This is a genomic window from Streptomyces sp. NPDC001717 (genome assembly GCF_042892775.1).
GTDB lineage: Bacteria > Actinomycetota > Actinomycetes > Streptomycetales > Streptomycetaceae > Streptomyces.
Map to the genome: position 1 here is coordinate 129,844 of NZ_JBIAUK010000004.1, position 24,114 is coordinate 153,957.

A 24,114-nucleotide genomic window follows, 5' to 3' on the forward strand; every position below is an offset into this window, starting at 1 on the left:
GCCACCCACGGCGGCGGGGGCCGAACCTCTTGCCTTCGCCGATGGCAGCGGGGCCGAGCCCGCCCCGCCGTCACCGACGGTGGCGGGGCCGGACCTCTCGCCGTCACCGACGGTGGCGGGGCCGGACCTCTCGCCGTCGCCGAGGTGGCGGGGCCTGGCCGGCCTCGCCGGCGCGGACCGCCGCAGGGGCAAACCCCGCCTAGCCGGCGTTTGAGGCGCGGGGTCCGGGGCGGAGCCCCGGGAGACGGCGCCGCAGGCCGACTCGGACAGAAAAGCAGGAGACAGGAGGGCCGGACATGGCAGGAACGACGGGGGCCGGCGGGACGGCGGCCGAAGGAGCCTCCACGGAGGCCGATGGGAAGGCGGGCGCCGGGGGCGCAGCCGAGGGCCACGGATTCAACCGCCGCAGGCTGGGCGCACGCCTCCTCGCACTCGGCGGCGTACTGGTGCTCCACGCCGCCCTGCCGGGAGGCCCCGGCGCGGCCGCGTCCGGCAGCCCGGCCGAACGCCGCGCCCTCCAGGGCCTCCGCCTGCGCTACGGCTCCGCCCGCCAGGCCGGCCTGGTGGAGCGTCACCTCGAAGGCGTGGCGGAAGAGGCACGCCGGTTCCTCGGCCCCTCCCCCGAACACCCCTACTACGCGGGGGCCGTGGTCCTCGCGGGGCGGGGCCGCACGATCGCACTGCACCGCGCGATGGGCGACGCCGTGCGGTACGCGGACTACGACGGGCGGACCGACCGGGTCCGGGAGTTCCCGGCGGCCGAGCGGATCGCGATGGCCGAGGACACGGTCTTCGACCTGGCCTCGTTGACGAAGCTGTTCACGTCGATCCTGGCCGTGCAGCAGATGGAGCGGGGGCGCCTGGCGCTGGAGGCCCCGGTGCGGCATTACCTGCCGGAGTACACGGGCGGCGGCAAGGAGCTGATCACGGTCCGCCAGTTGCTCACCCACACCTCGGGGCTGCGTTCCTGGGCCCCCTTCTACCGGGAGTCCAGCCGTGAGGGGCAGCTGCGACTCCTCTGGTCGGTCCGGCCGCAGGACACCCCCGGAACGGTCTACCGCTATTCCGACCTGAACCTGATCTCCCTCCAACTGCTCCTGGAACGGATCACCGGCCGCACGTTGGATGTCCTGCTCCACGACGAGATCACCGCTCCGCTCGGGATGCACCGCACCCGGTACAACCCGCCGCTCTCCTGGCGCCGGATCACCGCCGCCACCGAGGTGCAGCGACCGCCCTGGTCCGGCCTGGACCGCGGGCTGGTCTGGGGCGAGGTCCACGACGAGAACGCGTACGCGCTCGGCGGCGTCGCGGGCCACGCGGGGGTCTTCGGCACCGCCTGGGACCTGGCCGTCCTCGCCCGCACCCTGCTCGACGGCGGGGCCTACGCGGGCAGGCGCATCCTGTCCCCCGCCTCCGTCGAGCTGCTCTTCACCGACTACAACACCGCCTTCCCCGGCGACGACCACGGACTCGGCTTCGAGCTCTACCAGCACTGGTACATGGGCGCGATGGCCACCCCGCACTCCGCCGGGCACACCGGCTTCACCGGCACCTCACTCGTCCTGGATCCCTCCACCGACTCCTTCCTGATCCTGCTCGGCAACTCGGTGCACCCCGTCCGCACCTGGCGGGCCGGCAGCGCGCCGCGGGTCGCCGTGGGCAACCGCTTCGCGCGCGCCGTCCCGGTCCGTACGAAGCACGGCGGCCCGGCTTGGTTCTCCGGCATCCAGCCCGGCGCCTCGGGCACCCTCAACCTGCCCCCGCTCACCCCGGCCACGGCGGCCGCCCGGCTGCGCTGCGCCGTGTGGTGGGACACCGTGCCGGGCGAGGGCGCCCTCCACCTGGAGGCCTCGGCCGACGGGGAGCACTGGGAACCGCTTCCCTTCACCACGCTCCGCACCACCGGCGGCGCCCCCGAGGAGTGGCCCCGCGGCTCCGTGACCGGCTGGTCGGGCCGCATCTGGCACCGCCTCGAAGCGCCCCTCACCGCCACCTGGGCGGGCCGCGAGGTCCGGCTGCGCCTGCGCCACTCCGCGACCGGCCGCTATGTCGGCCGCGGCGTCTACGTGGACGTCATCCGCGTCGCGGAGCCGTCCCGCCTCCTCTTCGCGGAGGACCGCCCGTCCGACGCGTCCCGCCTCGTGGCGATCGGCTGGACCCGGTCCGCCGACTAGTTCCGTGACCGGAAGCGTTCACCGCGTCGCGCTGCCCGGCACTAGGCGCCGTCGAGCGCCGCCACCAGCTGGGGGAGGTTCCCGCCGGCCACGACGAGGGCGAGGTGGTCGTGGTAGTCCCGGCTGCCGACGATCAGGCCGTCGCGGACGCGGAGCACCTGGATGTTGGCCGCCTCGAAGCTCCGGCCGGTCACGCGGTGACGCACCCGGTAGTCGAACTCGGCGACGATCACCTCCGGATCGTCGGTCTCCCGGACGACCACGTTCGCCGGCGTCAGCTCCACCGGCGAATGCGCGGCGACCTGGGCGAACCGCTCCTCCAGCGCGGCCCGCCCCTCGACCCGGCGCGGACCGACCGGTTCGAAGACGGTCTCCACCACCGCGTCCTCGGCGTAGAGCGCGGCCAACTCCTCGTACCGGCCCGCGCCGATGTTCTCGATCAGCTTCCCGAAGACCTCGCGCGGCGACAGCGTTTCGGACATGCCCAACCTCCGATGAGACCGTGACTAGAATCGGACTGACGACTCCGTTTCAACGATACGGACTGGGCACTCCGGTTGTCCAGGGTGGGATCGTCGTCGCCGACGAAGGGTGGGAGACACATGGGTGGCGCACAGGAGCGCCCGCTGCGCGCGGACGCGGCCCGCAACCGGGCCCGGCTGCTCGACACCGCCACGCAGGTGTTCACCACCCGCGGCGTCGGCGTGCCGACCGAGGAGATCGCCCGCGCCGCCGGGGTCGGAGTCGGTACGCTCTTCCGGCACTTCCCGACCAAGGAGGCACTCCTGGAAGCCGTGATGGTGCGCAGGCTCGAGGAGATGGCCGCGCGCACGGCGCGGTTGGCCGCCGAGACCGGGCCCGCCGAGGCCTTCTTCGCGTGCTTCCGCCTGGTGGTGGAGGAGTCCACCGGCAAGAGCGAGTTCACCCGGGCGCTCGCCGCCGCCGGGGTGGACGCACACGCGTCCCTGCAAGGGCCGACGGCGGAGATCCAGGCCCGCCTGGCCGATCTGCTGGCCGGGGCGCAGCGGGCCGGGGCGGTCCGCCCGGATGTGGGACTGGCGGAGTTCATCGCCCTTCTCGCCGGAACGGGCGTGGCGTTGGAGCAGCTGGGGCCCGATCCGGCACCCAGGGAACGGATCTTCGCGGTGGTCTTCGACGGCCTGCGGCCGCACCGCTGAGCGCATCCGGTACGGACCGGCGAACCGGCGAACCGGCGGACCGGCAGACAGGCAGACCGGCAGACCGGCGCCTCCAGGGGTGACGCGGTCCGGGAGAACCGCCCCCGTCACCAGCGAGGACGTCGCGAGCCCGTCAGTCCGCCTCCGGCGCCAGTACCGCGTCGATCATGCGGCGGGCCACGACGGTGAGTTCGGCCGGATCCGGGGTCGGGCGGGAGCGGGCGAGGGCGCCCGCCAGCCGGTCGTAGAGCAGTCCGTCGGTCCAGGCGGCGAGGAGCTCGGCGGCCTCCCGGGGGCGGTCGGCCCCGAGCCCGGCGAGCATCGCGGCCGCGCGGGACCGGGCCCCCTGGCCCGCACGGTGGAGGTCGGCCTCCAGTTCGGGATTGCGGGCGGCCTCCAGGCTGAGCTCGAAACGGGCCAGTTGGCGCGCGCGCCCCACCGTCAGCCAGCGCAGCAGCAGGCCACCGAGCGCCGCCGCGGCCTCGTCCCGGCCGAACGGGGTGGAGGCGGACGGGGTGGAGGCGGACGGGCCGTCCTCGGCCAGGTCGTCCAGGTCCAGCTCCGCCAGCCGTTGGTAGCAGGCGCCGATCAGGGCCGTCCTCGTACGGAAGTAGTACGAAGTGCTGCCCGCCGGCAGCCGCGCCGCTCCGTCGACCGCCCGGTGGGTGATACCCCGGAGACCGGCGGCGGCCACGAGGTCGATCGCGGCGTCGGCGATCAGGGTTCTGCGCTCCGTTGACATGCCCGCACTCTACAGCTGTAGAGTGCGGGCATGAGCCTCTACGGATGTAGAGGCTCATGGAAGACGAGGATGGGGAGGGCTTGCCATGTCGGTAGTCCGGCGTCATGCGGTCGTGGCGGGTGCGGGAATCGGGGGCCTCAGCGCGGCACTCGCCCTGCACCGGCGCGGCTGGAGGATCACCGTCTGCGAGCGGGCTTCCGGGCCGACCGCCGTCGGTGCCGGCATCGTCCTCGCCCCGAACGCCCTGCGCGCCTTCGACACCATCGGGTTCGACGCCACCAGGGCCGGGGGCCGCACGGTCCCCGCCGCGATGGGCCTGCGGCGCTCGGACGGGAGATGGCTCACGCGGGCCGACACCGCCGCGCTCATCGCGCGCTACGGCCGGCCGCCGCTCGCCCTGCACCGCTCGGCCCTCGCCGACGCCCTGGCCGCGGCGCTCCCCGCGGGCACGATCCGGTACTCCACCACCGTCTCCGCCGTGGACGACCCCCCCGGCCGCCCCGTGGCCCGCACCTCGGCGGGCGACCTCGAAGCCGACCTCGTCCTCGCCGCCGACGGCATCCACAGCCCGCTCCGCCGCCGACACTTCCCGGACCACCCCGGCCTCCACTACAGCGGGGAGACCGCCTGGCGCACCGTACTGCCCGCCTCCGCCGCCGCCGCGGTCGGTGGCGGCGTCGACACGACCGAGACCTGGGGGCGCGGGGAGCGCTTCGGTACCGTCCCGCTCGCCGACGGCCGCGTCTACGTCTACGCCACCGCCGTCGCCCCCGAGGGGTACCGCCCGGACGACGTCCACGCCGAGCTCCTGCGCCGCTTCGGCAGCTGGCACGACCCGATCCCCGCCCTGCTGGAACGGATCGACCCGGCCGCCGTGCTCCAGCACGACCTCCACGACCTGGCCGCCCCGCTCCCCCGCTTCCACCACGGCCGCCTCGCCTGGCTCGGCGACGCCGCCCACGCGATGACCCCCAACCTCGGCCAGGGCGGCTGCCAGGCCGTCGAGGACGCCGCCGTCCTCGCCCACCTCCTGGGCGCCGGGGACACCGCGGCCGTGCCGGCCGCGCTCGCCGCGTACAGCGCGGCCCGCTGCGCGCGCACCGACGCCATCCGGGTCCGGGCCCGCCGCATGGGCCGGGTCGCCGCGCTCACCCACCCGTTCGCGGTCGCCCTGCGCGACCTCGCGGTCCGCGCCACCCCGGCCTTCGCCACGAACCGTGCGATGGACGGGATCGTCGACGGCTTCGAACTCCCCTGACGCCCCGCCCGGCCCCGGCACGCCCGGCACGCCCGGCATAAACCGCGTGTCCCACCGTGTTGACACTCGTTGTTGAGGTTCGTTGACCGTTCAACGCGCGAAGGCAGGCTGAATACCGTGACGACCGACATCGACTGGGACCACCCCACCGACCCGCGGCCGGGCAGCTGGCAGCTCGACCACGTCAAGCTGTACGTGGACTCGAAGGGGACCGAGGGCCAGTACTGGAACGGCACGCAGACCCTGCTGCTCACCACCGTGGGCAGGGTTTCCGGCGATCCGGTGCGCACGCCCCTCATCTACGGCGAGGACGAGGGCCGTTACCTCGTCGTCGCCTCCAAGGGCGGCGACCCCGCGCACCCGCTCTGGTACCGCAACCTGACCGAACACCCCGAGGTCCGCATTCAGGTCGGCCCCAGGATCCTCCAGGGCACGGCCCGTACCGCCACGGCCGAGGAACGCGCCGCGTACTGGCCCCTGATGCTGCGTCACTGGCCCCCGTACGACGAGTACCAGGCCAAGACGGACCGCGAGATCCCGATCGTCGTGATCGAGCCCACCGAGTAGCCCTGCGGCGGGCGGCGAGCTCAGTGCCCCAGCACGGCCATGGCCGCGTTGTGGCCCGGGACGCCGCTGACGCCACCGCCTCGGACCGCCCCCGCACCGCACAACAGGACGTTGCGGTGGGCGGTCTCCACTCCCCACCGGCCGCCACCGGAACCACCGCCGGCATCGGCGTACGGCCAGGACAGGTCGCGGTGGAAGATGTGGCCTCCGGGCAGGCGCAGTTCGCGCTCCAGGTCGAGCGGGGTCTTCGCCTCGATGCACGGGCGCCCGTCGCCGTCGAAGGCGAGGCAGTCGGTGATCGGTTCGGCCAGGTGGGTGTCGAGCTGCGCGAGGGTGGCGGCGAGCAGGACCTCGCGCGCCTGCCGGTTGTCCTTCTCGAACAGCCGGGACGGGGTGTGCAGTCCGAAGAGGGTGAGCGTCTGGTAGCCCTGCTCCACCAATTCCGGCCCCAGGATCGTGGGGTCGGTCAGCGAGTGGCAGTAGATCTCCGAGGGCGGCACGGACGGCAGTTCGCCGGACGCCGCCTCCGCGTAGGCTCGGGCCAGCTCGCCGTAGCCCTCGGCGATGTGGAAGGTGCCGCCGAAGGCCTCGCGCGGGTCCACGGTGGTGTCACGCAGCCGGGGCAGCCTGCGCAGCAGCATGTTGACCTTGAGCTGGGCGCCCTCGGGGGCCGGCTCCCGCGGTGTCTCGCCGAGGAGTTCGGCCAGCGCCCGGGGCGAGGCGTTCACCAGCACGGTCCGGGCGACCACCCGCCCCTCGCCGGTGGCCGTGCGGAACACCACCTCCGCCGGTGAGTTCCCGTCCGTGTCGATCCGCAGCACCTCGTGCCCGGTGGCGATCTCCGCCCCGGCGGCCCGCGCGGCGGCGGCCAGGGAGTCCGTCAGGGCGCCCATGCCGCCCACGGGCACGTCCCAGTCCCCGGTCCCGCCGCCGATGACGTGGTAGAGGAAGCAGCGGTTCTGCGCGAGCGAGGGGTCGTGCGCGTCGGCGAACGTGCCGATCAGTCCGTCGGTGAGGACGACCCCGCGCACCAGGTCGTCGTCGAAGTGCGCTTCCACCGCCCGACCCAGCGGCTCCTCGAAGAGCATCCGCCACGCGGCCTCGTCGTCGATCCGGGAGCGCAGCTCCTCACGGGTGGGCAGGGGTTCGGTGAGGGTCGGGAACACCGCGCGGGCCACGTGCCCGGTGGTGCCGTAGAAGGCGCGCCAGCCGGCGTACTCCCGCTCCGAGCCGGTCAGCCGTGCGAAGGACTCCCGGGTGCGCTGCTCGTCGCCGCCGACGAGGAGTCCGCCGGGCCGGCCGCCGCGTTCGACGGGCGTGTACGAGGACACGGTGCGGCGTCGGACGGCGAAGCTCAGGCCGAGGTCGCGCACGATCTTCGACGGGAGCAGGGAGACGAGGTAGGAGTAGCGCGAGAGGCGGGCGTCGACGTCGGCGAAGGGGCGGCTGGAGATGGCCGCGCCGCCGGTGTTGCCGAGCCGTTCCAGGACGAGGACCGCGCGGCCCGCCCTGGCCAGGTACGCGGCGGCCACCAGGCCGTTGTGTCCGCCGCCCACGATCACGTCGTCGTATACGTCCCGCCCGAAGGTCGTCATGGCTCTTGGTAGCACACCTGGCCGAGCCGCTCCAGACAGTACGCCTCGTCGGCGTGGGCGAGCACCGTCTCGGGGTGCTCGTCGCCCAGGGACCGCTCGCGGATGCCGGAGAGCTCGCGGTAGATGGGCAGCGCTTCGTCCCAGCGGCCCAGCCGGCCGAGGCCGACGGCCAGTTCTCGACGGCTGACCAGGGTGTCGGGGTGTTCGGCGCCGAGCACCTTGGCCCGTACGGTCCCCACCTGCCGGGCCTCGGCCACCGCTTCCTCCCACCGCTCCAGCCGGCCCAGGTTGACGCCGAGGACGTGCCGGGCGCGCAGGGTCTCGGGGTCGGCGGCGCCGTAGGCGCGGGTGCGGTCGCGGATCAGGGCGCGGAACAGGTCGAGGGCCTGGGCGCTGTTCCCGGTGCGGCCGAGCGCGATGCCGACCTCGTAGCGGGCGGCCAGGGTGTCGGGGTGGTCGCGGCCGAGGACCTGCTCCCGGACGGCGGCGACCTCGCGGAAGCCCGCCAGGGCCTCCTGCCAGCGCTCCAGGCGACCGAGGGCGTACGCCACCTCGTAGCGGGTCAGCAGGGTGTCGGGGTGCTCGGCGCCCAGGACGGCCGCCCGATCGGCGGCGACCCCGGCGGCGGTGGCGTGGGCGTCCGCGTACCGGCCGAGGGCGCCCAGGGCGCAGGCCAGGTTGTGGCGGCAGCGCAGGGTGTCGGGGTGGCGCGGTCCCACGGTCCGGTCGCGGGCGACGAGCACGGCGCGGTAGACGTCGTGCGCTTCCTGGTGGCGCCCGAGCCGGCCCAGTTCGTACGCCGCCTCCTGGCGCGCGGCGAGCGTGTCGGGGTGGTCCGCGCCGAGCGCGCGGGTGCGGCCCTCGGCCACGGCCGTGTACGCGGCCAGGGCCTCCTCGGGGTGACCGGAGCGGCTGAGCGCGAAGGCGCGGGTGTGGCCGGCGGTGAGCGCGGCCGGGTCGGTCTCCCGCGGGCCGGGGACGCGTGCGACGCCGTACGCCACGGTCAGGCGCGGGTCTTCGGCGGGTTCGGGGCGGCGGAGGGCGTGCTGTTCGCCGCCGGCGCGGGCGGCCGTCCAGGAGCCGGTGAGCACGGCCCATTCGCCGCTCGCGGGGCGGGCGTCGATCCCGGCCTTGCGTCCGGCGGTCATCCCCCGGGCCCACGCCGGGAGCGGAGCCTGGGTGCCGGGCCGCCCGCCGGGGCCGAGGCGTGCCTCGACGAGCCGGCGGTGCAGGTGGCGGGCGTCGCCCGGCCGGTCCTCGGGGCGCTTGGCGAGGAGGTCGAGGACGAGCTCCTCGAAATAGGTCGGCAGTTCGGGGCGGTGCTGCCGGAGCGGCACGGGCGCGTTGTCCCGGTGGCCGACCAGCACGGACCAGGAGTCGCCGAGGTCGAAGGGCGGCGCTCCGGTGGCGATCTCGTACAGGACGCAGCCCAGGGAGTAGAGGTCGCTGCGGTGGTCGACCTCGCCGCCCGCGATCTGCTCGGGCGACATGTAGTGGGGGGTGCCCATGGCCATGCCGCCGCCGGTGAGCTTGGCGGTGAAGCCGATGTCGTGGGCGAGTCGGGCGATGCCGAAGTCGCAGATCTTCACCGTGCCGTCGGTGAGCCGCATGATGTTGGCGGGCTTCAGGTCGCGGTGGACGACGCCCTGGTCGTGGGTGTAGCCCAGGGCGGCGGCCATCTGTTCCGCGATGTCGACGACGACGTCCACGGGGAGCGGGCGGGTCTCGTTCTCCTCCAGGAGCTGGCTGAGGTTGCGGCCTTCCAGGAGCTCCATCACCAGGTAGAGGCAGCCGCCCGCGGCGCTGTCGTCGCCGAAGTCGTGGACGACGGTGACCCCCCGGTGCTGGAGGGAGGCGGCCACCCGGGCCTCGCGCCGGAACCGTTCGCGCAAGACCTGGGTGAAGTGGGCGTCCTGGTCGGCACCGATCGGCTTGAGGCATTTCACGGCGACCTGACGGCCCAGGGATTCGTCCCGGGCGCGCCATACCTCGCCCATGCCACCGCGCCCGATCAGGTCGAGCGACCGGTACCGGCCCTGGATCAGTCTGGACTCCGCCATGTCTTAAAGCCGCCCCCGTCGTCGTGCGATGCCCTCCCCGGCCCGTCCAGTATGGAGGCTGCCGCGCGCAGCCCGTGCGTCGAGGGGCGGCTCCCGGGGCCCATGCGACGCATCGCTTTCAAGATGTGACCTGGCGGCAGCTTCCAGCGTAGACCTGCGGGAATGCTGCGCAGCACGCTACCCGTGAGGCGCAGGCGCCGGGTGACCGTGCGCGGGGGCGGTGCGGCCCGCCCGTACAGGTGGTGCGCCCAGTCGGGGAGGGAACCGTACGCGAGGGCGGCGACGGGGCGCCACAGCAGGTTTCGGCCAGGCACGAGGAGGGGAGGGACCGGCGGACCCTGCAGGAAGTCGTACACGTCCTGGGCGTCGGGGCCGGCGGCGAGCTCGGGCCGGACCCGCTCGAAGTACGCGGCGAGGCCTGCGGTGTCGGCGGGGACGCCGGCAGGATCGAGGCCGACGAGGCGGGCGTTCACCCTGTTCTCGTCGACGTAGCGGTCGGCCTGGCCGGGGGTGAGACCGACGCCGGTGCGGCGCAGCACGTGGAGGAAGCTGTCGATCTGCGCGCAGTGGATCCAGAGCAGCAGCTCGGGGTCGTCGACGGCAAACCGCTCGCCGGTGACCGGGTCGGTGGCGGACAGCCTGCGGTGGATGGCCCGGACGCGGGCCCCCGCCCGCTCGGCGGCCTCGGTGGTGCCGTAGGTGAGGGTGCCGACGAAGTCGGCGGTGCGCAGCAGCCGGCCCCAGGCGTCGCGTCTGAAGTCGGAGTTCTCCATGACGCCGCGGACGGCCCGTGGGTGGAGCGCCTGGAGGTAGAGGGCGCGGACTCCGGCGATCCACATGACGGGGTCGCCGTGGCAGTTCCAGGTGACGGACGACGGCCCGTACAGCCCGGGGTCGGGCCCGGTGGGTCCATTGGGGCCCGTGTGGCCGGTGGGATTCGGGGGGCCTGTGGGATTCGGGGGGCCTGTGGGGCCGGCGCGTCCGGTCGTGGTGTCGCCCATCCCCGTACCTCCCTGCCGCAGGCGCCCGGTGGACCCACTGTAGGGCCTGTCGTCGAACTCCCGTCGTCGCCCGGGGTGACCTCGCGAAGAGGGTGAGCGGCACGCGGGCGCGGGTCGGCGCCGCTATCCGCCGCCGCCCGCCCGCAGCCGGAACCCGGTGACGAGGTCGGGCCTGATCCGGATGGCGCCGGATGCGGCGCCCTCGACCCAGGGCCGCAGGAGGTGTGCGTAGCGCTCGATCTCGTGCGGATCGGTCACGGCGGTGGCGTAGCCGGTGGCGACCACGCTCCATCCCAGGTGGTCACCGGGGTCGATGGCGTCGGCCTGGTAGGCGACGACCACGCCCGTGCCCGCCTGGGTGGTGAGGAGGGCGGTCAGGGTCGAGGCGTCCTGGACGCGGATGACGATGTCGCCCGCGTCGAGAACGTGGTTCACCGGGCGCACCGCGGGCAACGCGCCGAGGGTGAAGACGATCCGACCCACCTCGACGCTGCCGAGCAGTTCCAGCGCCTCGGCCGCCCCGAGGTCCTCCGCCCGCCGCACCGGCGGGGCGGCGGGCGGAGGACCGGCGGTCCCCGGGGCTGCGCTGCTGTTCATCGCGGACACCTCACGTGGGCCGTGGAGCCCCGACCACGGCCGGACCGGTTGTCCGACCGTCTGCTGTCAGGATCCCCGCGCGGGCGGGACCGGGCATGGGCCGGTCGGCCCCCGGAGGGGACCACAGGGCCCATGCCCGGGTGGACGCGGCGGCGAAGACTGGAGGCGGACTCGAACCGGAGGCCTCCATCGGCACTCCCTCCCCCACCCGTATCGCCGCGGCGCCGCACGCCGAAGGAGCAGGTCATGCCCGCATCCCGCTACACCGTCAGTGACGTCATGACCCACACCGCCGTCGCGATCGGCCGCGAGGCGTCCTACAAGGAGATCGTCGAGCTGATGCATCAGTGGAAGGTCAGCGCGGTACCCGTACTGGAGGGCGAGGGCCGCGTCGTCGGTGTCGTCTCCGAGGCGGACCTCCTGCCGAAGGAGGAGTTCCGGCGCACCGACCCCGTACTTCCCGACCAGTTGGAGGAGGCGTCCAAGGCCGGCGGGGTGCTGGCCGAGGAGCTCATGTCGTCCCCGGCCGTCACCGTCCATCCGGACGCTCCTCTCGCCGAGGCGGCCCGGATCATGGCGCGCAGGCAGGTCAAGCGCCTGCCGGTGGTGAACGAGGTCGGCATGCTCGAGGGCGTGGTCAGCCGCAGTGACCTCCTGAAGGTGTTCCTGCGGCCCGACGAGGAGCTCGAAGAGGAGATCCGCCGGGCGGTACTCGCCGAACTGGCCCCCGACGGGACGGTGGACCTCACCGTCCGGGAGGGTGTCGTCACCCTGCGCGGTCCGGTACGGGACCGGGCGCTCGTGCCCCTGCTGGCGCGGGCGATCCGCGCGGTCGAGGGCGTCGTGGACGTCCGCATGGAGTCGCCGGGCGCGCTCGGCGCCGCCGCTTAGCTGAGACAATTCGGGTGGAAGAACACAGAGCGGACCGAACCTGGGGCCACCATGTCGTACGACCCGAACGCCTCCCCCGAGGCGCGGAGCGACGGGGCACGGATCAAGGTGTTCCTCCTCGACGACCACGAGGTGGTCCGGCGCGGACTGCGGGACCTCCTCGACGCGGAGCCGGACATCACCGTCGTGGGCGAGGCGGGCACGGCCGAGCAGGCCCTGGCCCGCGGACCGGCGCTGCGCCCGGACGTCGCCGTGCTCGACGTCCGGCTGCCCGACGGCGACGGCATCGGCGTCTGCCGGGAGCTGCGGTCCCACATGCCGGGCCTTGCCTGCCTGATGCTGACGTCGTTCGACGACGAGGACGCCCTGCTGGACTCGATCATGGCGGGCGCGGCCGGATACGTACTGAAGCAGATCAACGGCTCCGACCTCGTCTCCGCCGTGCGCACCGTCGCGACCGGGCAGTCCATGCTGGACCCGGCCACGACGGCCCGCCTGATGCGCTCGCTGCGCGACCCGGAGGCGACGAAGGAACCGCAGGACGCCCGCCTGGCGGCTCTCACGGAGCGGGAGCGGGCGGTCCTGGAACTCATCGGAGAGGGTCTCACCAACCGGCAGATCGCCAAACGGCTCTACCTGTCCGAGAAGACCGTCAAGAACCACATCTCCCGGCTCCTGGGCAAGCTCGGCGTCGAACGCCGGGTCCAGGCGGCGGTGATCGCCGCGCAGGTCCACGACCAGGAACACGGGCACGACCATGGCCACGACCACGGAGGCCGCGCGTAACCGGTCGCCGGCTTCGCCGGGACGCCGCGGTCACCTCGGCTCGGGGGTGAGCGGCACCCGCCACTCCAGGCGGGTGCCGTGCTCCTCCGGGTCCCGCGGGGCGACCGTCATCCGGCCGCCGAGCCTTCCGGCGCGCTCGGCGAGGTTGCGCAGCCCGCTGCGCCGGCCGCCTGCGGGCATGCCGACGCCGTCGTCCGTCACCGCCACGGTCAGGGTTCCGCCGCTCGCGGCGATCACCACCTCGACGTGGGCGGCGTGGGCGTGGCGGGCGACGTTGCTGAGGGCTTCGCCGATGACCGCCAGGGCCTCGTCGGCCACGCCCGGCGGCACATCGGTGTCGACGAGGCCCTCCATGCGCAGCGCCGGGGCGAAACCGAGGACGGGGGCGGCTTCGTCGAGGGCCTGGACGGCGCGCGAGCGGAGCTTCGAGCCCGTGGCCGGGGACTCGTGCTCACGGAGTCCGAAGATGGTGGAGCGGATGATCTTGATCGTGGCGTCGAGGTCGTCGATCGCACGGGCGAGCCGCTCGGAAGCCTCGGGATGGTCGACGAAACGACGGGCGCTCTGCAGGGTCATCCCGGTGGCGAAGAGGCGCTGGATGGCGAGGTCGTGGAGGTCGCGGGCGATGCGGTCGTGGTCCTCGACCATGCTCGTCTGCTCGGCCTCGCGCCGCCGGTCCGCCAGCTCCAGGGCCAGCGCCGCCTGGTCGGCGAAGCCCGGGAGCGCGGCGACCTCCGCCGTGGCGAAGGCGGGCCGTCCCCGACTACGGGCGAGCATCAGCACACCCCAGGGCTTCTTCTTCGTACCGACCGTGACGGCGACGGCGGGTCCGAATCCCTTCCACCGTTCGGGCCGAACGGTGAGGTGACGGTCGTGCTCGATGTCCGCGATGGTGAGCAGGCCCTCCTGGGCCAGGGCGGCTTCGGCCGGCGTGCCCCGGGGGGTCGGCAGGACGATCCCCCGCTGTGCTCCGGCCCCCTTGCCGAGGGCGAGGGAGCCGCGCAGCTCGCCCGCCGGTCCGAGGAGGTAGAAGACGCCGATGTCGGCGCCGGTGATGTCCTTGGCGCGTGCCAGCATGGCTTCGAGGGCCTCGTCGCGACCGGCGCCGGAGAGCAGGGCGCTCGTGATGTCGGCGCCGGCCGTCAGCCAGCGCTGGCGCAGCCGTGCTTCCTCGTACAGCCGGGCGTTCTCGATGGCGATGCCGGCGGCGACGGCGAGGGTGGAGAGGACCGCCTCGTCCTCGGCGTCGAACTCCGCTCCGCCGCGCTTCTCGGTCAGGTAGAGGTTGCCGAAGACCTCCTCGCGCACCCGGATGGGGACGCCCAGGAACGAGTGCATCGGCGGGTGGTGCGGCGGGAATCCGTACGAGGCGGGGTGCTCGGACAGTTCGGACAGCCGCAGGGGTTCCGGGTGGCGGATCAGCTCGCCCAGGATGCCGTGGCCGGAGGGGAGGTCGCCGATCCGTTCCCGGAGTTCGTCGCTGATGCCGATGGGGACGAACTCGGCGAGTCTCTTCTGGTCGCCGATCACGCCGAGGGCCCCGTACTCGGCGTTCACGAGGACGACGGCGGCCTGGACGATGCCGCGCAGCACCTGGGCCAGGTCCAGTTTCCGGCCGACGGACATGACGGCTTCCAGGAGGCCGTTCAGCCGGTCCCGGGCGCCCCTCACCTCGTCGATCCGTACCTGGAGCTCGTCGAGGAGTTCGTCCAGTCGCAGCCGTGGCACGCCGCCCGCGAGGGCTCTGCCGTCCTCGCTCATGTCCCTCCTCATCCGGAGGGGACGGTGATCACCGGGCAGTGGGCGCGGTGCAGCAGTCCGTGCGCTACGGAGCCGAGCCGCATGCCGGTGTAGCCGCCGCGACCACGGCGTCCCACGACGACGGCGAGCGCGTGCTCGGCCGCACGGGCCAGTTCCTCGACCGGGTGGCCGGAGAGGACCTCGTGGGTGACGCGCACGTCCGGGGACTTGCCGGTCAGGCTTGCGGTGGCCTCGACCAGCAGGATGCGCTGCTCCGCGATGGCGGCCCTTTCGTCGTCCGGCATCAGCATCGACCTCTGACGCACGCAGACGACCCTGAGTTCGGCGCCCCGCCGGTCGGCCTCGTCGAACGCGAAGGCCAGGGCGTCCGTGGCGGCGGAGCTGCCGTCGACGCCGACGACGACGTAGGGCGGCTGCTGGGTCACGTGTTCGGCGTCGCCCACCACGGCGACCGGGCACGGGGCCTGGGCCGTCACCGGGACCAGCGTCGAGCCGGCGCTGAAGAACTCCGCGATGCGTCCCAGGTGCCGGGAGCCGAGGACCACCAGGTGGGCGTGGCGCGCCTGCGCCACCAGGGCGTGGGCGGGGGAACCGGCGACCAGTTCGCCGGTGACGTCCAACTCCGGGTTCCGCTCCCGGACCCAGCCCTGGGCCTCGTCCAGCCGGTCGGCGCCCGCTCGCCGCAGGGCGGTCTGCCGCGAGGTCTCACCGGGGTGACGGGTGTCGTGTTCCGGCGGCACCGCCAGCACGAGCCGCAGGGGCAGCCCGCGGCGCTCGGCCTCGTCGGCGGCCCAGGCCAGTGGGAGGTACCAGTCCCTCGCCGGGTCGATCCCCATGACGACGTCTCGGGCGGCTTCCCACTCGGCGGTCATGACCGGCTGCCGGACCGGGGGATGAGCAGGACCGGGCAGTGCGCGTGGTGCAGGACCCCGTGGGTGACCCGGCCCAGGTTGCGGCCGAGTCCGAGCGGGGTGGGGGCCCGGCGGCCGCCCATGACCAGCAGGTCCGCCCGGTGGGACGCCTCGACCAGGACTCCCGCGATCGAGGAGCTCTTCTCGGCGTCGCCCTGGACTTCCAGGCCGGGGAATTCGTCACGGATCTTCTCCGTGAGGGCCCGCAGGGTCCCTTCGTGTCCCCCGGCGATCTCGTCCACGCCGTCGAGCATGGTCACCACGTTACCCACGGAGTCGAGCATGTTCCACACGTGCAGCAGGCGCAGGGACGCCTTGCGCAGCACGGCCTCCCGGGCGGCGTGGCGGGCGCAGACGAGGTCGTGCTCGTCGCGGACGGCGGTCAGGACGCTGCCGCGATCCTCCGCGTCGTCGATGCCGCGCACCACGATGACGGGGTTCTCGGCGATGGCCGCGATGCCGAGCCCGACGGAGCCCAGCATGAGCGAACGGAAGCCGCCCAGGCCGCGGCTGCCCACGACGACGGTGCCGTGCAGGCCGCCGGTCCGGTGCAGGGTGGTGACGGCGTCCGCGGGGCTGAACTCGGTGGTCACGCGCAGACCGGGGTACTCGGCGGTCACGGCCTTCGCCGTGTCGTCCAGGAGCTCCCTGCCCGCGACGCGGACGCTCTCGACGGTCTTCGCGGACAGGTAGAGGGCCATGCCGTCCGTGTCCGCGCCGTGGACGACGTGCAGGGGGCGGTCGCGGCGTACGGCCTCGCCCGCGGCCCACAGGGCGGCGGAACGTGCCGGATCCGAGCCGTCCACGCCGACCACGACCGAGCCGGCGTCCGGGGTACCGATGGTGATGTCCACGTTGTCTCCCGACCGAGAAGCCGATGGGTGGCACCCCTCACGCTGCCATCGGCGGGGCGGGGCACGAGGTTCCGTCCACCGGACGGGGACGGTTCGGCCCTCGACCTACTCGCCGGAGGCGTCCGGGCGCACGATGGTCACCGGGCAGGGGGCGTGGAGCGCCGCCTGCTGGCTCACGGAGCCGAGGAGGGCCCTGCTGAAGCCGCCGCGGCCGCGGCTGCCCACGACCAGCACGTCCGCTCCCTGGGCCGCGTCCACCAGCACGTCGACCGGATGCCCGTGTACGAGGCGCTGACGCACCGAGGACGCGCCGTCCTCGCCGAGCACCGTACGGACCTCTTCGACCAGGCGCCGTTCGGCGTCCTCCTCGTCGAACGTGGCGTCGACGGCCGGTGCCGACCACGACGAACTGCCGGGGACCTCCCAGGCCGTGACCGCCTCCACCGTCCCGCCTACGAGGCCGGCGTACCGCACCGCCCAGCGCAGCGCGGCCTGGGAGGAGGCCGACCCGTCGACGCCCACCACGATGCGTGGAGCCTCATGCTGCGTGCCCATGTGTCCTTCACTCCTTCCGGCGCTCTCTCTCCAGCGTGTGCGAGGCGCGGGCGCACCGCCACGCGACGGGCGGTCGCGTCACCCCTCGGGCAGGCGGTACCACCTTTCCTGACCTGCGGCGATCCACTCGTGCCGGTCACCCGGAAGGATCAGGGGCAGCGGGCCGAGCGGCGAAGGCGGGACTCGGATGCCCAGCCGGCCGGGCCGGAAGCGGAGGTGGACGTCCCTGTGGCCGAGGTAGGAGAAGGAGAGGGTCGAGCCCGCCGTCCCGGAGAACGGCACGGGGTCGACGCGCAGGCCGTCGGCGGCGGGGTCGAGCCCGACGATCCCGCGTTCGACGAGAGCCAGGGTGCCCGCCATGGCGCCGAGGTGGATCCCCTCGCCCGTGGTGCCGCCCTGGATGTCGGTGACGTCGCCGAGCAGGGCTTCCCGGCAGTAGCGCCAGGCGTCCGGGCCCTGCTGCCGGGCGAGCACCCAGCCGTGGACGAGGCTGCTGAGCGTGGAGCCGTGGCACGTCCGGCGCAGGTAGTACGCCACCGTCCTCGCCCACAGCTCGTCGTCGAAGCCGTAGCCGAGCCGGGCGAACAGCCGGGCGAGTTCGGCGGGGCGGAAGAGGAAGCCGAGCATGAGGGTGTCGGCCTGCTTGGACGCCTGGTAGCGGTTGGGCGTGTCGCCTTCGGCCTCCAGGATGCGGTCCAGGCGGCGGATGTCGTGGTAGCGGGCACGGTACCGGTCCCAGTCGAGCTCGACGAGGTCTCCGTAGCCGTGGAATTGGCTGATCACGCCCCGGTGGAAGGGCACGTACACGCGGTGCGAGATCTCCTCCCAGCCCCCGAGGTCGTCCGCGTCGAGGCCGAGGCGCACCAGGAGCTCCGCCCTTCGGGCTTCCGGGAGTTCCGCGTAGAGGTCGAGGGCGCGGGCGAGCACCCAGGCCGCGGTGACGTTGGTGTAGGCGTTGTCGTCGATGCCGGGTGCGACGGCGTCCGGGTAGGCGTCGTGGTATTCGTCCGGGCCGACGACGCCCTGGATCCGGTAGCGGCCGAGGGAGGCGTCCCAGACTGCGGCGCCCGACCAGAAGTGGGCGATGTCCAGGAGGAGTTCGGCGCCCGGACCGTGCATGAAGCCGGTGTCGCCGGTGGCGAGGCCGTACTGCCACGTGTTCCAGGCGATGGCCGAGCCAACGTGGTGCTGGAGGCGGGAGTGGTCGGGCAACCACCGTCCGGAACGCGGGTTGAGGTGCAGCCGTTGCGTCTCCTCGGTTCCGGAACTGCCGCTCTGCCAGGGGAACATCGCACCCCTGGCCCCGGCCCGGCGGGCCGCTTCCCGCGCCGCGGGCAGCCGCCGGTGCCGGTACATCAGCAGGGCGCGGGCGGTTTCGGGGAAGTGCAGGGCGAGATGGGGCAGGACGAACAGCTCGTCCCAGAAGACGTGGCCCCGGTAGGCCTCTCCGTGAAGACCGCGGGCGGGTACGCCGGCGTCGAGTTCCGCGGTGTGCGGGGAGACGGTCTGCAGTACGTGGAAGGCGTGCAGGCGCAGGATCCTGCCGGTCTCCCCCGTCGTCCGCAGCTCTCCCTGACTCCAGATCCGCCGCCAGGCCGCCTCGTGGGACTCCAGCAGGGCGGGGAAGGCCGGGGCGTGTGCGGCCCGTTCGACGCCGCTGCGTACGGGGTCGGCGCGGGGGCGGTCGAGCGAACTGAACAGGGCGGCGGTCTTGACGACGACGACCGGTCGCCCGCGCCTGATCGGCAGCACGGAGGTCTGTGTCGCCGTGGTGGCCGTGCAGGCCCGTTCGACGACCGCCAGGGGTCGCGTGGAGGTGCGCACGGCGAGCCCGATGCGTACGGCGGTGGCGGACGTACGGCAGGACAGCCAGGCGGTGCCGTCCGCATCGGCCCCGGCCCGGTGGCCGACGAGGTGGCGTCCCGCGAGGGCGGCGTAGCGCTCCACGCCGGCGTTGACGACGTCGCCGTCGAGGACGGAGACGACCTCGATCCGGCCGCTCCAGCCGGACGCGCGGAAGAGGGTGCGTTGCGCGGCCAGGTGCGGGTCGCCCATGTGGACGAGTCGGGTGTGGGTGACGCTCAGGCTGCGGCCCTCGGGGTCACGGAAGAACATGCGGCGCGTCAACGTCCCGCCCCGCAGGTCGAGCCACACCTGGTGGCGGCGCAGTGAGGGGTGGTCCGGGGTGAGCCATGCGCCGGGCGGGGCGCCGTCGGGCAGGCAGCGGTAGCGCAGGGCGGTCCAGTCCGGCAGCCGGACCAGGTCCTCGTTGGAAACGGTGCGTCCGGCGACGGCGGAGCTGAGGCGGTCGTAGCAGCCCGCGAGGTAGGTGGCCGGGTAGTGGACGGCGTCGGCGGTGGTCTCGGGGGCCGATCCCCGGGTGGCGAAGCGGCCGTTGCCGAGGGTGCAGAGCGCCTCGGCGAGCCGCTCGGTCCTGGGATCGTAGTGCCGGTACTCCCAGCGCCAGGACGTGTTCACTGCCCGAGTCCGTCGATCGCGGCGGGGAGTCCGAGGAGGTCCGGCAGGACGAGGTGGGCGCCGTGGGCGCGCAGTGCGTCCGCCGTGCGCGGGTCGCGGCCGCGATCGATTCCGACGACCAGGTGGAAGCGGCCGCGACGGCCCGCCTCGACGCCGACGAGTGCGTCCTCCACCACGGCCGTGCGCCCGGGACCGGCTCCGAGGCGGGCGGCGGCTTCGAGGAAGAGGGCGGGGTCGGGTTTGCCGGGGAGGTCGAGCGCGTCGGCGTCCCGGCCGTCGACCAGGGCGCCGAAGAAGTCGGTGAGGCCGGCGGACCTCAGGAGGGTACGGGCGTGTCGTGAGGCGGAGACCGCCGCGCACCCCACGTCCGTCTCCCGCAGTCGCCGCAGGGCGGGCCCGACGTCGTCGAAGGGCTCGACCGGCGCGGTCCGCAACATCTCGGAGAAGACCGCCTCCTTGCGGGCGGCCACCGCGTGCACGGTGTCGCATCCCGGCGGGTCCTCGGGGGTTCCTGCCGGGAGGCCGATGCGGCGCGCGGTGAGGAAGGCGCGTACGCCGTCGAGCCGGGACCTTCCGTCGACGAGGTCCCGGTAGTCGTGGACGGCGTCGAAGGGGGTGGGCCGTTGTCCGGTGTGCTCGCCCCACCGGGCGAGGCACCCGTCGAAGGTCTCCTTCCAGGCGGCGGCGTGGCGGTCGGCCGTCGCCAGGAGCACTCCGTCGGTGTCGAAGACGACGGCGCGCACCCCGCTCATGACCTGTGGGCCACGCGGCGGCCGGTGAGGCGGACGGGGGTGAGCTTCATCCAGTGGGTGCGGGGGCCCCCGGCCCACGGCTGGGACCGGGCCGATGCGGTCAGGTGTCGTATCTCGTCCGAGGTCGTGACGGCTTCCAGCAGGCCCACGGCCAGGACGCTCCAGCCGCCGGCCGTGACGTCGTCGATGTTGTCGATCTCGAAGGCCACCTCGGTGCCCGCCGCTCTGGCCGCGACCGTTTCCGCGGCGGTGCGGAACGCGATGTCGTCGCCCGCGATCAGGTAGTTGACCGGGAGGACGGCCGGGCCTTCGGGGGTGAAGACGGCGATGCGGCCGACTCCGTGCGTCCCCAGGAGCGCACGGCACTCGTCCTCGTCCAGCTCCGTCAGTACGGCGTCGCGGCGGGCGGTGGACCGGCCGCGCACCCGGCCGGCGCTCGCTCCGGTCAGGTCGTCGACGGTGACTCCGAGTACGTCGGCGAGGCGGACGAGGGTGCCGATGGACGGGGAGGCCGCGTGCTCCTCCAGGTACGAGATGTACTTGCCGTCCGCTCCGCACCGCCGGCCCAGTTCCTCGCGCGACAGGCCGAGCGCCTCGCGACGGGCAGCCAGGCGGCGGCCCAGGTCGGTGTGTCCGGCCGCCCCGGCGGACGGCCGGTGCGCGGTTCCGGGGTTGCTCTTCACGGTGATCACTGCTCCTGGGGCGGCACGGCGACCGCGTCGTGCTGTGCTCCGCCGAGGACGACCTTGAGGGCGCCGGTGTCGGCGGCGTCGGAGAAGACCTCGTACGCCTCTTCCATCTGGTCGAGCTCGAAGCGGTGGGTGACCAGCGCGGCCCCGGGCAGCCGGCCGGCGGCCATCATCCGCATCAGCATGGGGGTCGAGTGGGTGTCGACGAGGCCGGTGGTGAGGGTGACGTCCTTGATCCACAGGTCTTCGAGGTGGAGGGTCGCGGGTTTGCCGTGGACGCCGATGTTGGCGACCCGGCCGCCGGGACGGACCATCCGGGTGCACAGCTCGAAGGCCTCGGGCACCCCGACGGCCTCGATGACCACGTCCGCGCCGAGCCCGTCGGTCAGGTCCTCCACCAGTCGCTCGGGCTCCTCCCGGGCGCTGACGGTGGCATCGGCGCCGAGGTCGCGGGCGGCGGCGAGCCGGGAGGCGGCCAGGTCCACGACGATGGTCCGGTACGGGCTGTAGAGCGACGCGGTGGCGATGGCCGCGAGACCGATGGGGCCGGCGCCGACCACGACGACGGTGTCGCCGGGGCGGACGTTCCCGTTGAGTACGCCCACCTCGTACGAGGTGGGGAAGATGTCCGCGAGCAGGACCGCCTCGTGACCGGCCAGCGCGCTCGGCAGCGGATGGACGGAGAGGTCCGCGAACGGGACGCGGACGTACTCGGCCTGGGTGCCGTCGATGGTGTGGCCGAGGACCCAGCCGCCGCCTCCGCGGCACTGGCCGTAGCGGGCCTCCCGGCAGAACCGGCAACGGCCGCAGGCCGAGATGCAGGAGATCAGGACGCGGTCGCCCGGGCGGACGGTGCGGACGTCGCCTCCGGTTTCGACGACGGTGCCGACGGCCTCGTGGCCGAGCACGCGACCCGGCGTGACCTCCGGCACGTCGCCCTTGACGATGTGCAGGTCGGTGCCGCAGATGGTGACGGCGTCGACGCGGACGACCGCGTCCGCGGCGTCCTTGATCGAGGGGTCCGGGACGTCCTGCCAGGAGGTCTGTCCGGGCCCGTGGAAGACGAGTGCCTTCATGGCGCGGCCTTCTCTCTGTGTGCGGTGCGAAAGGGGTCCACCGCCAGGCTGTGCCCGTGTCCCGTCGGCCCGCTTGGGCCGGTCGGCCCCTCGGCGGGTACCGGTCGGACCCCTCCCCGCGCTACCGGCCGGTGAGACGGTGGAATGACCGGATCCCGTCCCGCGAGGAGGGCCACGGACTCTTCCAGGGTGTCGCGGACCCGCGGCTCCGCAACCGGGACGAGCCGCCGTACGACGCCGCCTGCGCCGGCGGAACCCCGCTCGCCCCCGCACGCCGAGGAGCCCGCCATGACCTCCAGCCCTTACACCGTCGCCGACGTCATGACCGCCGATGTCGTCGCCGTCACGCCGTCGACCGGCTTCAAGGACATCGCCGCCGCCCTGGAGCGCTGGAAGGTGACGGCGCTCCCCGTCATCGAGGGCGAGGGCCGCGTCGTCGGCGTGGTCTCCGAGGCCGACCTCCTGCCCAAGGAGGAGTTCCACGAGCACCGCCCCGGCCTGGTCGAGCAGATGCGCCGCCTCGGCGACACCGCCAAGGCCGGTTCCACCCTCGCCGAGCAGCTCATGACCACCCCGGCGGTCACGATCCGTCCCGACGCCACCCTCCCGCAGGCCGCACGCCTCATGGCGGGCCGGCACGTCAAGCGGCTCCCGGTCGTCGATGCGGAGGGCACCCTCACGGGCATCGTCAGCCGCGCCGACCTCCTGAAGGTCTTCCTCCGTACCGACGAGGAGCTGACCGCCGAGATCCGCGAGAGTGTCGTCGAGCGCCTGTTCCCGCTCTCCCACGCGTCGGTGACGGTCACCGTGGAGCAGGGTGTGGCCACCCTGAGCGGTCGGGTCCGGGACCCGGGCCTGATCCCCTTGGCCGAGCACCTCGCGCGCTCCGTGGAAGGCGTCGTCGACGTCCACTGCCGGCTCTCGGCCGGCGGCGACCCCGACGACGCCCCCGGCTGAGGGGCACCGCGCGGGCGCTACCGGCGTACGCGGGGCATGCCGAGGCCGATCCAGGAGATGATCTCGCGCTGGATCTCGTTGTTGCCGCCGCCGAAGGTGAAGATGACGGCGCTGCGGTAGCCGCGTTCGAGTTCACCGTGGAGCACCGCGCCGGCCGAGCCGTCCTTGAGGGAGCCCGCCGCGCCGACGACCTCCATCAGCCAGGCGTACGCGTCCCTGCGCGCCTCGGAGCCGTACACCTTGACGGCGGAGGCGTCCTGAGGGGTGAGCGTCCCCTCCTCGACGGCGTTGACCATCTGCCAGTTGAGGAGCTTCATCGCGTCGAGGCGGGCGTGGGTGCGGGCCAGGCGGCCGCGGACCCAGTTCAGGTCGATGACGCGGCGGCCGTCGGCGAGTTTGGTGGCGGCGGCCCAGCGCTGGACGTCGTGGAGGGCGCGGATGGCCATGGTGCCGTGGGCGGCGAGGGTGACCCGTTCGTGGTTGAGCTGGTTGGTGATCAGCCGCCAGCCCTTGTTCTCCTGCCCGACGCGGCGGCCGGCCGGGACGCGGATGTTCTCGTAGTGGCTGGCGGTGGTGTCGTGCGAGGCGAGGGTGTTGATGAGGGTGCAGGAGTACCCCGGGTCCGAGGTGGGCACGAGGAGCATGGTGATGCCCTTGTGCGCGGGAGCGTCCGGGTCGGTGCGGACGGCGAGCCAGACCCAGTCGGCGGTGTCGCCGTTGGTGGTCCAGATCTTCTGGCCGTTGACCACGTAGGTGCCGGTCTCCTCGTCGCCCTCGCGGACCGCCTTGCACTTGAGCGCGGCGAGGTCGGTGCCGGCGTCGGGTTCGCTGTAGCCGATGGCGAAGTCGATCTCGCCCGCGAGGATCTTCGGGAGGAAGTACGCCTTCTGCTCGTCGGTGCCGAACTGCATGATGGTGGGGCCGACGGTGTTGAGCGCCATCAGGGGCAGCGGCACGACGGCCTGCGCGGCCTCGTCGAAGAAGATGAACTGGTCCATCGGGGTCATGCCGCGGCCGCCGTACTCCTTGGGCCAGCCGACCCCGAGCCAGCCGTCCGCCCCGAGCCGGCGGATGGTCTCCCGGTAGAACCGCTTCTGGGCGGCCGGGTCCTCGTAACGGGAGTAGACGTCCTCGGGGACCAGCTCGGCGAAGTAGGCGCGCAGTTCGGTGCGCAACTGCTGCTGCTCAGGCGTGTATTCGAGGTGCACGGCCCCTCCGGGAGTCTCGCG

Annotated in this window: 22 protein-coding genes; 7 read left to right on the forward strand and 15 right to left on the reverse strand. The window is 73.6% G+C overall.

What is annotated here, in order from left to right; all coding sequences use genetic code 11:
• Positions 1–296 precede the first annotated feature (296 nt).
• A complete protein-coding gene (locus tag ACFYZL_RS10185) occupies positions 297–2,177 on the forward strand; it encodes a serine hydrolase (protein WP_388677817.1) in 1,881 nt (626 codons plus the stop codon).
• A gap of 41 nt (positions 2,178–2,218) precedes the next feature.
• On the opposite strand, the gene ACFYZL_RS10190 is transcribed toward ACFYZL_RS10185, so the two are convergent.
• Positions 2,219–2,659 carry a nuclear transport factor 2 family protein gene (locus ACFYZL_RS10190; RefSeq protein ID WP_388677820.1) on the reverse strand — a complete coding sequence of 147 codons (441 nt, stop codon included), beginning with the start codon at positions 2,657–2,659 and terminating at the stop codon, positions 2,219–2,221.
• Positions 2,660–2,779: 120 nt separating this feature from the next.
• Here ACFYZL_RS10190 and ACFYZL_RS10195 point away from each other — a divergent pair, with 120 nt between their 5' ends.
• Positions 2,780–3,355 (forward strand): TetR/AcrR family transcriptional regulator, encoded by a 576-nt coding sequence (locus tag ACFYZL_RS10195; protein ID WP_384744044.1) that lies wholly within the window; start codon positions 2,780–2,782, stop codon positions 3,353–3,355.
• 133 nt (positions 3,356–3,488) lie between these two features.
• On the opposite strand, the gene ACFYZL_RS10200 is transcribed toward ACFYZL_RS10195, so the two are convergent.
• Positions 3,489–4,097 carry a TetR/AcrR family transcriptional regulator gene (locus ACFYZL_RS10200; protein ID WP_388677823.1) on the reverse strand — a complete coding sequence of 203 codons (609 nt, stop codon included), beginning with the start codon at positions 4,095–4,097 and terminating at the stop codon, positions 3,489–3,491.
• Positions 4,098–4,182: 85 nt separating this feature from the next.
• Here ACFYZL_RS10200 and ACFYZL_RS10205 point away from each other — a divergent pair, with 85 nt between their 5' ends.
• Positions 4,183–5,355 carry an FAD-dependent monooxygenase gene (locus ACFYZL_RS10205; RefSeq protein ID WP_388677826.1) on the forward strand — a complete coding sequence of 391 codons (1,173 nt, stop codon included), beginning with the start codon at positions 4,183–4,185 and terminating at the stop codon, positions 5,353–5,355.
• Between the two features lie 117 nt (positions 5,356–5,472).
• The gene (locus tag ACFYZL_RS10210; RefSeq protein ID WP_384744040.1) at positions 5,473–5,922 is read left to right on the forward strand and encodes a nitroreductase family deazaflavin-dependent oxidoreductase; all 450 of its coding nucleotides are present in this window, start codon (positions 5,473–5,475) and stop codon (positions 5,920–5,922) included.
• Positions 5,923–5,942: 20 nt separating this feature from the next.
• On the opposite strand, the gene ACFYZL_RS10215 is transcribed toward ACFYZL_RS10210, so the two are convergent.
• The 4 genes from ACFYZL_RS10215 to ACFYZL_RS10230 form a co-directional block, all read right to left on the reverse strand.
• On the reverse strand, positions 5,943–7,517 hold the full coding sequence (locus tag ACFYZL_RS10215; RefSeq protein WP_388677829.1) for a phytoene desaturase family protein: 1,575 nt from the start codon (positions 7,515–7,517) through the stop codon (positions 5,943–5,945).
• Positions 7,514–9,577, reverse strand: coding sequence for a tetratricopeptide repeat protein (locus ACFYZL_RS10220; RefSeq protein WP_384744036.1), 2,064 nt, complete (start codon positions 9,575–9,577; stop codon positions 7,514–7,516). Before ACFYZL_RS10220 ends, ACFYZL_RS10215 begins: the two co-directional genes overlap by 4 nt.
• Positions 9,559–10,578: an oxygenase MpaB family protein gene (locus ACFYZL_RS10225; RefSeq protein ID WP_388677832.1), complete on the reverse strand. Its 1,020-nt coding sequence runs from the start codon at positions 10,576–10,578 to the stop codon at positions 9,559–9,561. The genes ACFYZL_RS10220 and ACFYZL_RS10225 overlap by 19 nt, the downstream gene beginning before the upstream one ends.
• Before the next feature lie 123 nt (positions 10,579–10,701).
• A complete protein-coding gene (locus ACFYZL_RS10230; protein WP_384744033.1) occupies positions 10,702–11,175 on the reverse strand; it encodes a pyridoxamine 5'-phosphate oxidase family protein in 474 nt (157 codons plus the stop codon).
• Positions 11,176–11,421: 246 nt separating this feature from the next.
• Between ACFYZL_RS10230 and ACFYZL_RS10235 the strand changes: the two genes are divergently transcribed.
• Positions 11,422–12,066: a CBS domain-containing protein gene (locus ACFYZL_RS10235; RefSeq protein WP_388677835.1), complete on the forward strand. Its 645-nt coding sequence runs from the start codon at positions 11,422–11,424 to the stop codon at positions 12,064–12,066.
• Between the two features lie 51 nt (positions 12,067–12,117).
• Positions 12,118–12,852: a response regulator gene (locus ACFYZL_RS10240; protein ID WP_384744029.1), complete on the forward strand. Its 735-nt coding sequence runs from the start codon at positions 12,118–12,120 to the stop codon at positions 12,850–12,852.
• 30 nt (positions 12,853–12,882) lie between these two features.
• Here the strand turns inward: ACFYZL_RS10240 and ACFYZL_RS10245 are convergent, their stop codons facing one another.
• From ACFYZL_RS10245 to ACFYZL_RS10280, 8 genes are all read right to left on the reverse strand, one after another.
• Positions 12,883–14,613 carry a GAF domain-containing protein gene (locus ACFYZL_RS10245; RefSeq protein ID WP_388677838.1) on the reverse strand — a complete coding sequence of 577 codons (1,731 nt, stop codon included), beginning with the start codon at positions 14,611–14,613 and terminating at the stop codon, positions 12,883–12,885.
• A gap of 8 nt (positions 14,614–14,621) precedes the next feature.
• Positions 14,622–15,485 (reverse strand): universal stress protein, encoded by an 864-nt coding sequence (locus tag ACFYZL_RS10250; protein WP_384744025.1) that lies wholly within the window; start codon positions 15,483–15,485, stop codon positions 14,622–14,624.
• Positions 15,482–16,378, reverse strand: coding sequence for a universal stress protein (locus ACFYZL_RS10255; RefSeq protein ID WP_384744024.1), 897 nt, complete (start codon positions 16,376–16,378; stop codon positions 15,482–15,484). The genes ACFYZL_RS10250 and ACFYZL_RS10255 overlap by 4 nt, the downstream gene beginning before the upstream one ends.
• Before the next feature lie 105 nt (positions 16,379–16,483).
• Positions 16,484–16,933 (reverse strand): universal stress protein, encoded by a 450-nt coding sequence (locus tag ACFYZL_RS10260; RefSeq protein WP_384744022.1) that lies wholly within the window; start codon positions 16,931–16,933, stop codon positions 16,484–16,486.
• A 78-nt stretch (positions 16,934–17,011) separates the two neighbouring features.
• Positions 17,012–19,411, reverse strand: a complete 2,400-nt coding sequence (locus ACFYZL_RS10265; RefSeq protein WP_384744020.1) for a glycoside hydrolase family 65 protein — start codon at positions 19,409–19,411, stop codon at positions 17,012–17,014.
• The gene (locus ACFYZL_RS10270) at positions 19,408–20,163 is read right to left on the reverse strand and encodes an HAD family hydrolase (RefSeq protein WP_388677843.1); all 756 of its coding nucleotides are present in this window, start codon (positions 20,161–20,163) and stop codon (positions 19,408–19,410) included. Before ACFYZL_RS10270 ends, ACFYZL_RS10265 begins: the two co-directional genes overlap by 4 nt.
• Positions 20,160–20,846 (reverse strand): helix-turn-helix domain-containing protein, encoded by a 687-nt coding sequence (locus ACFYZL_RS10275; RefSeq protein ID WP_384744017.1) that lies wholly within the window; start codon positions 20,844–20,846, stop codon positions 20,160–20,162. Before ACFYZL_RS10275 ends, ACFYZL_RS10270 begins: the two co-directional genes overlap by 4 nt.
• Positions 20,847–20,851: 5 nt before the next feature.
• Positions 20,852–21,928, reverse strand: a complete 1,077-nt coding sequence (locus ACFYZL_RS10280; protein WP_384744015.1) for a zinc-dependent alcohol dehydrogenase family protein — start codon at positions 21,926–21,928, stop codon at positions 20,852–20,854.
• Positions 21,929–22,216: 288 nt separating this feature from the next.
• Between ACFYZL_RS10280 and ACFYZL_RS10285 the strand changes: the two genes are divergently transcribed.
• Positions 22,217–22,885, forward strand: coding sequence for a CBS domain-containing protein (locus tag ACFYZL_RS10285; RefSeq protein ID WP_384744013.1), 669 nt, complete (start codon positions 22,217–22,219; stop codon positions 22,883–22,885).
• A gap of 17 nt (positions 22,886–22,902) precedes the next feature.
• Here ACFYZL_RS10285 and ACFYZL_RS10290 read toward each other — a convergent pair whose 3' ends face one another.
• A complete protein-coding gene (locus tag ACFYZL_RS10290) occupies positions 22,903–24,093 on the reverse strand; it encodes an acyl-CoA dehydrogenase family protein (RefSeq protein WP_384744066.1) in 1,191 nt (396 codons plus the stop codon).
• Positions 24,094–24,114: the final 21 nt, after the last annotated feature.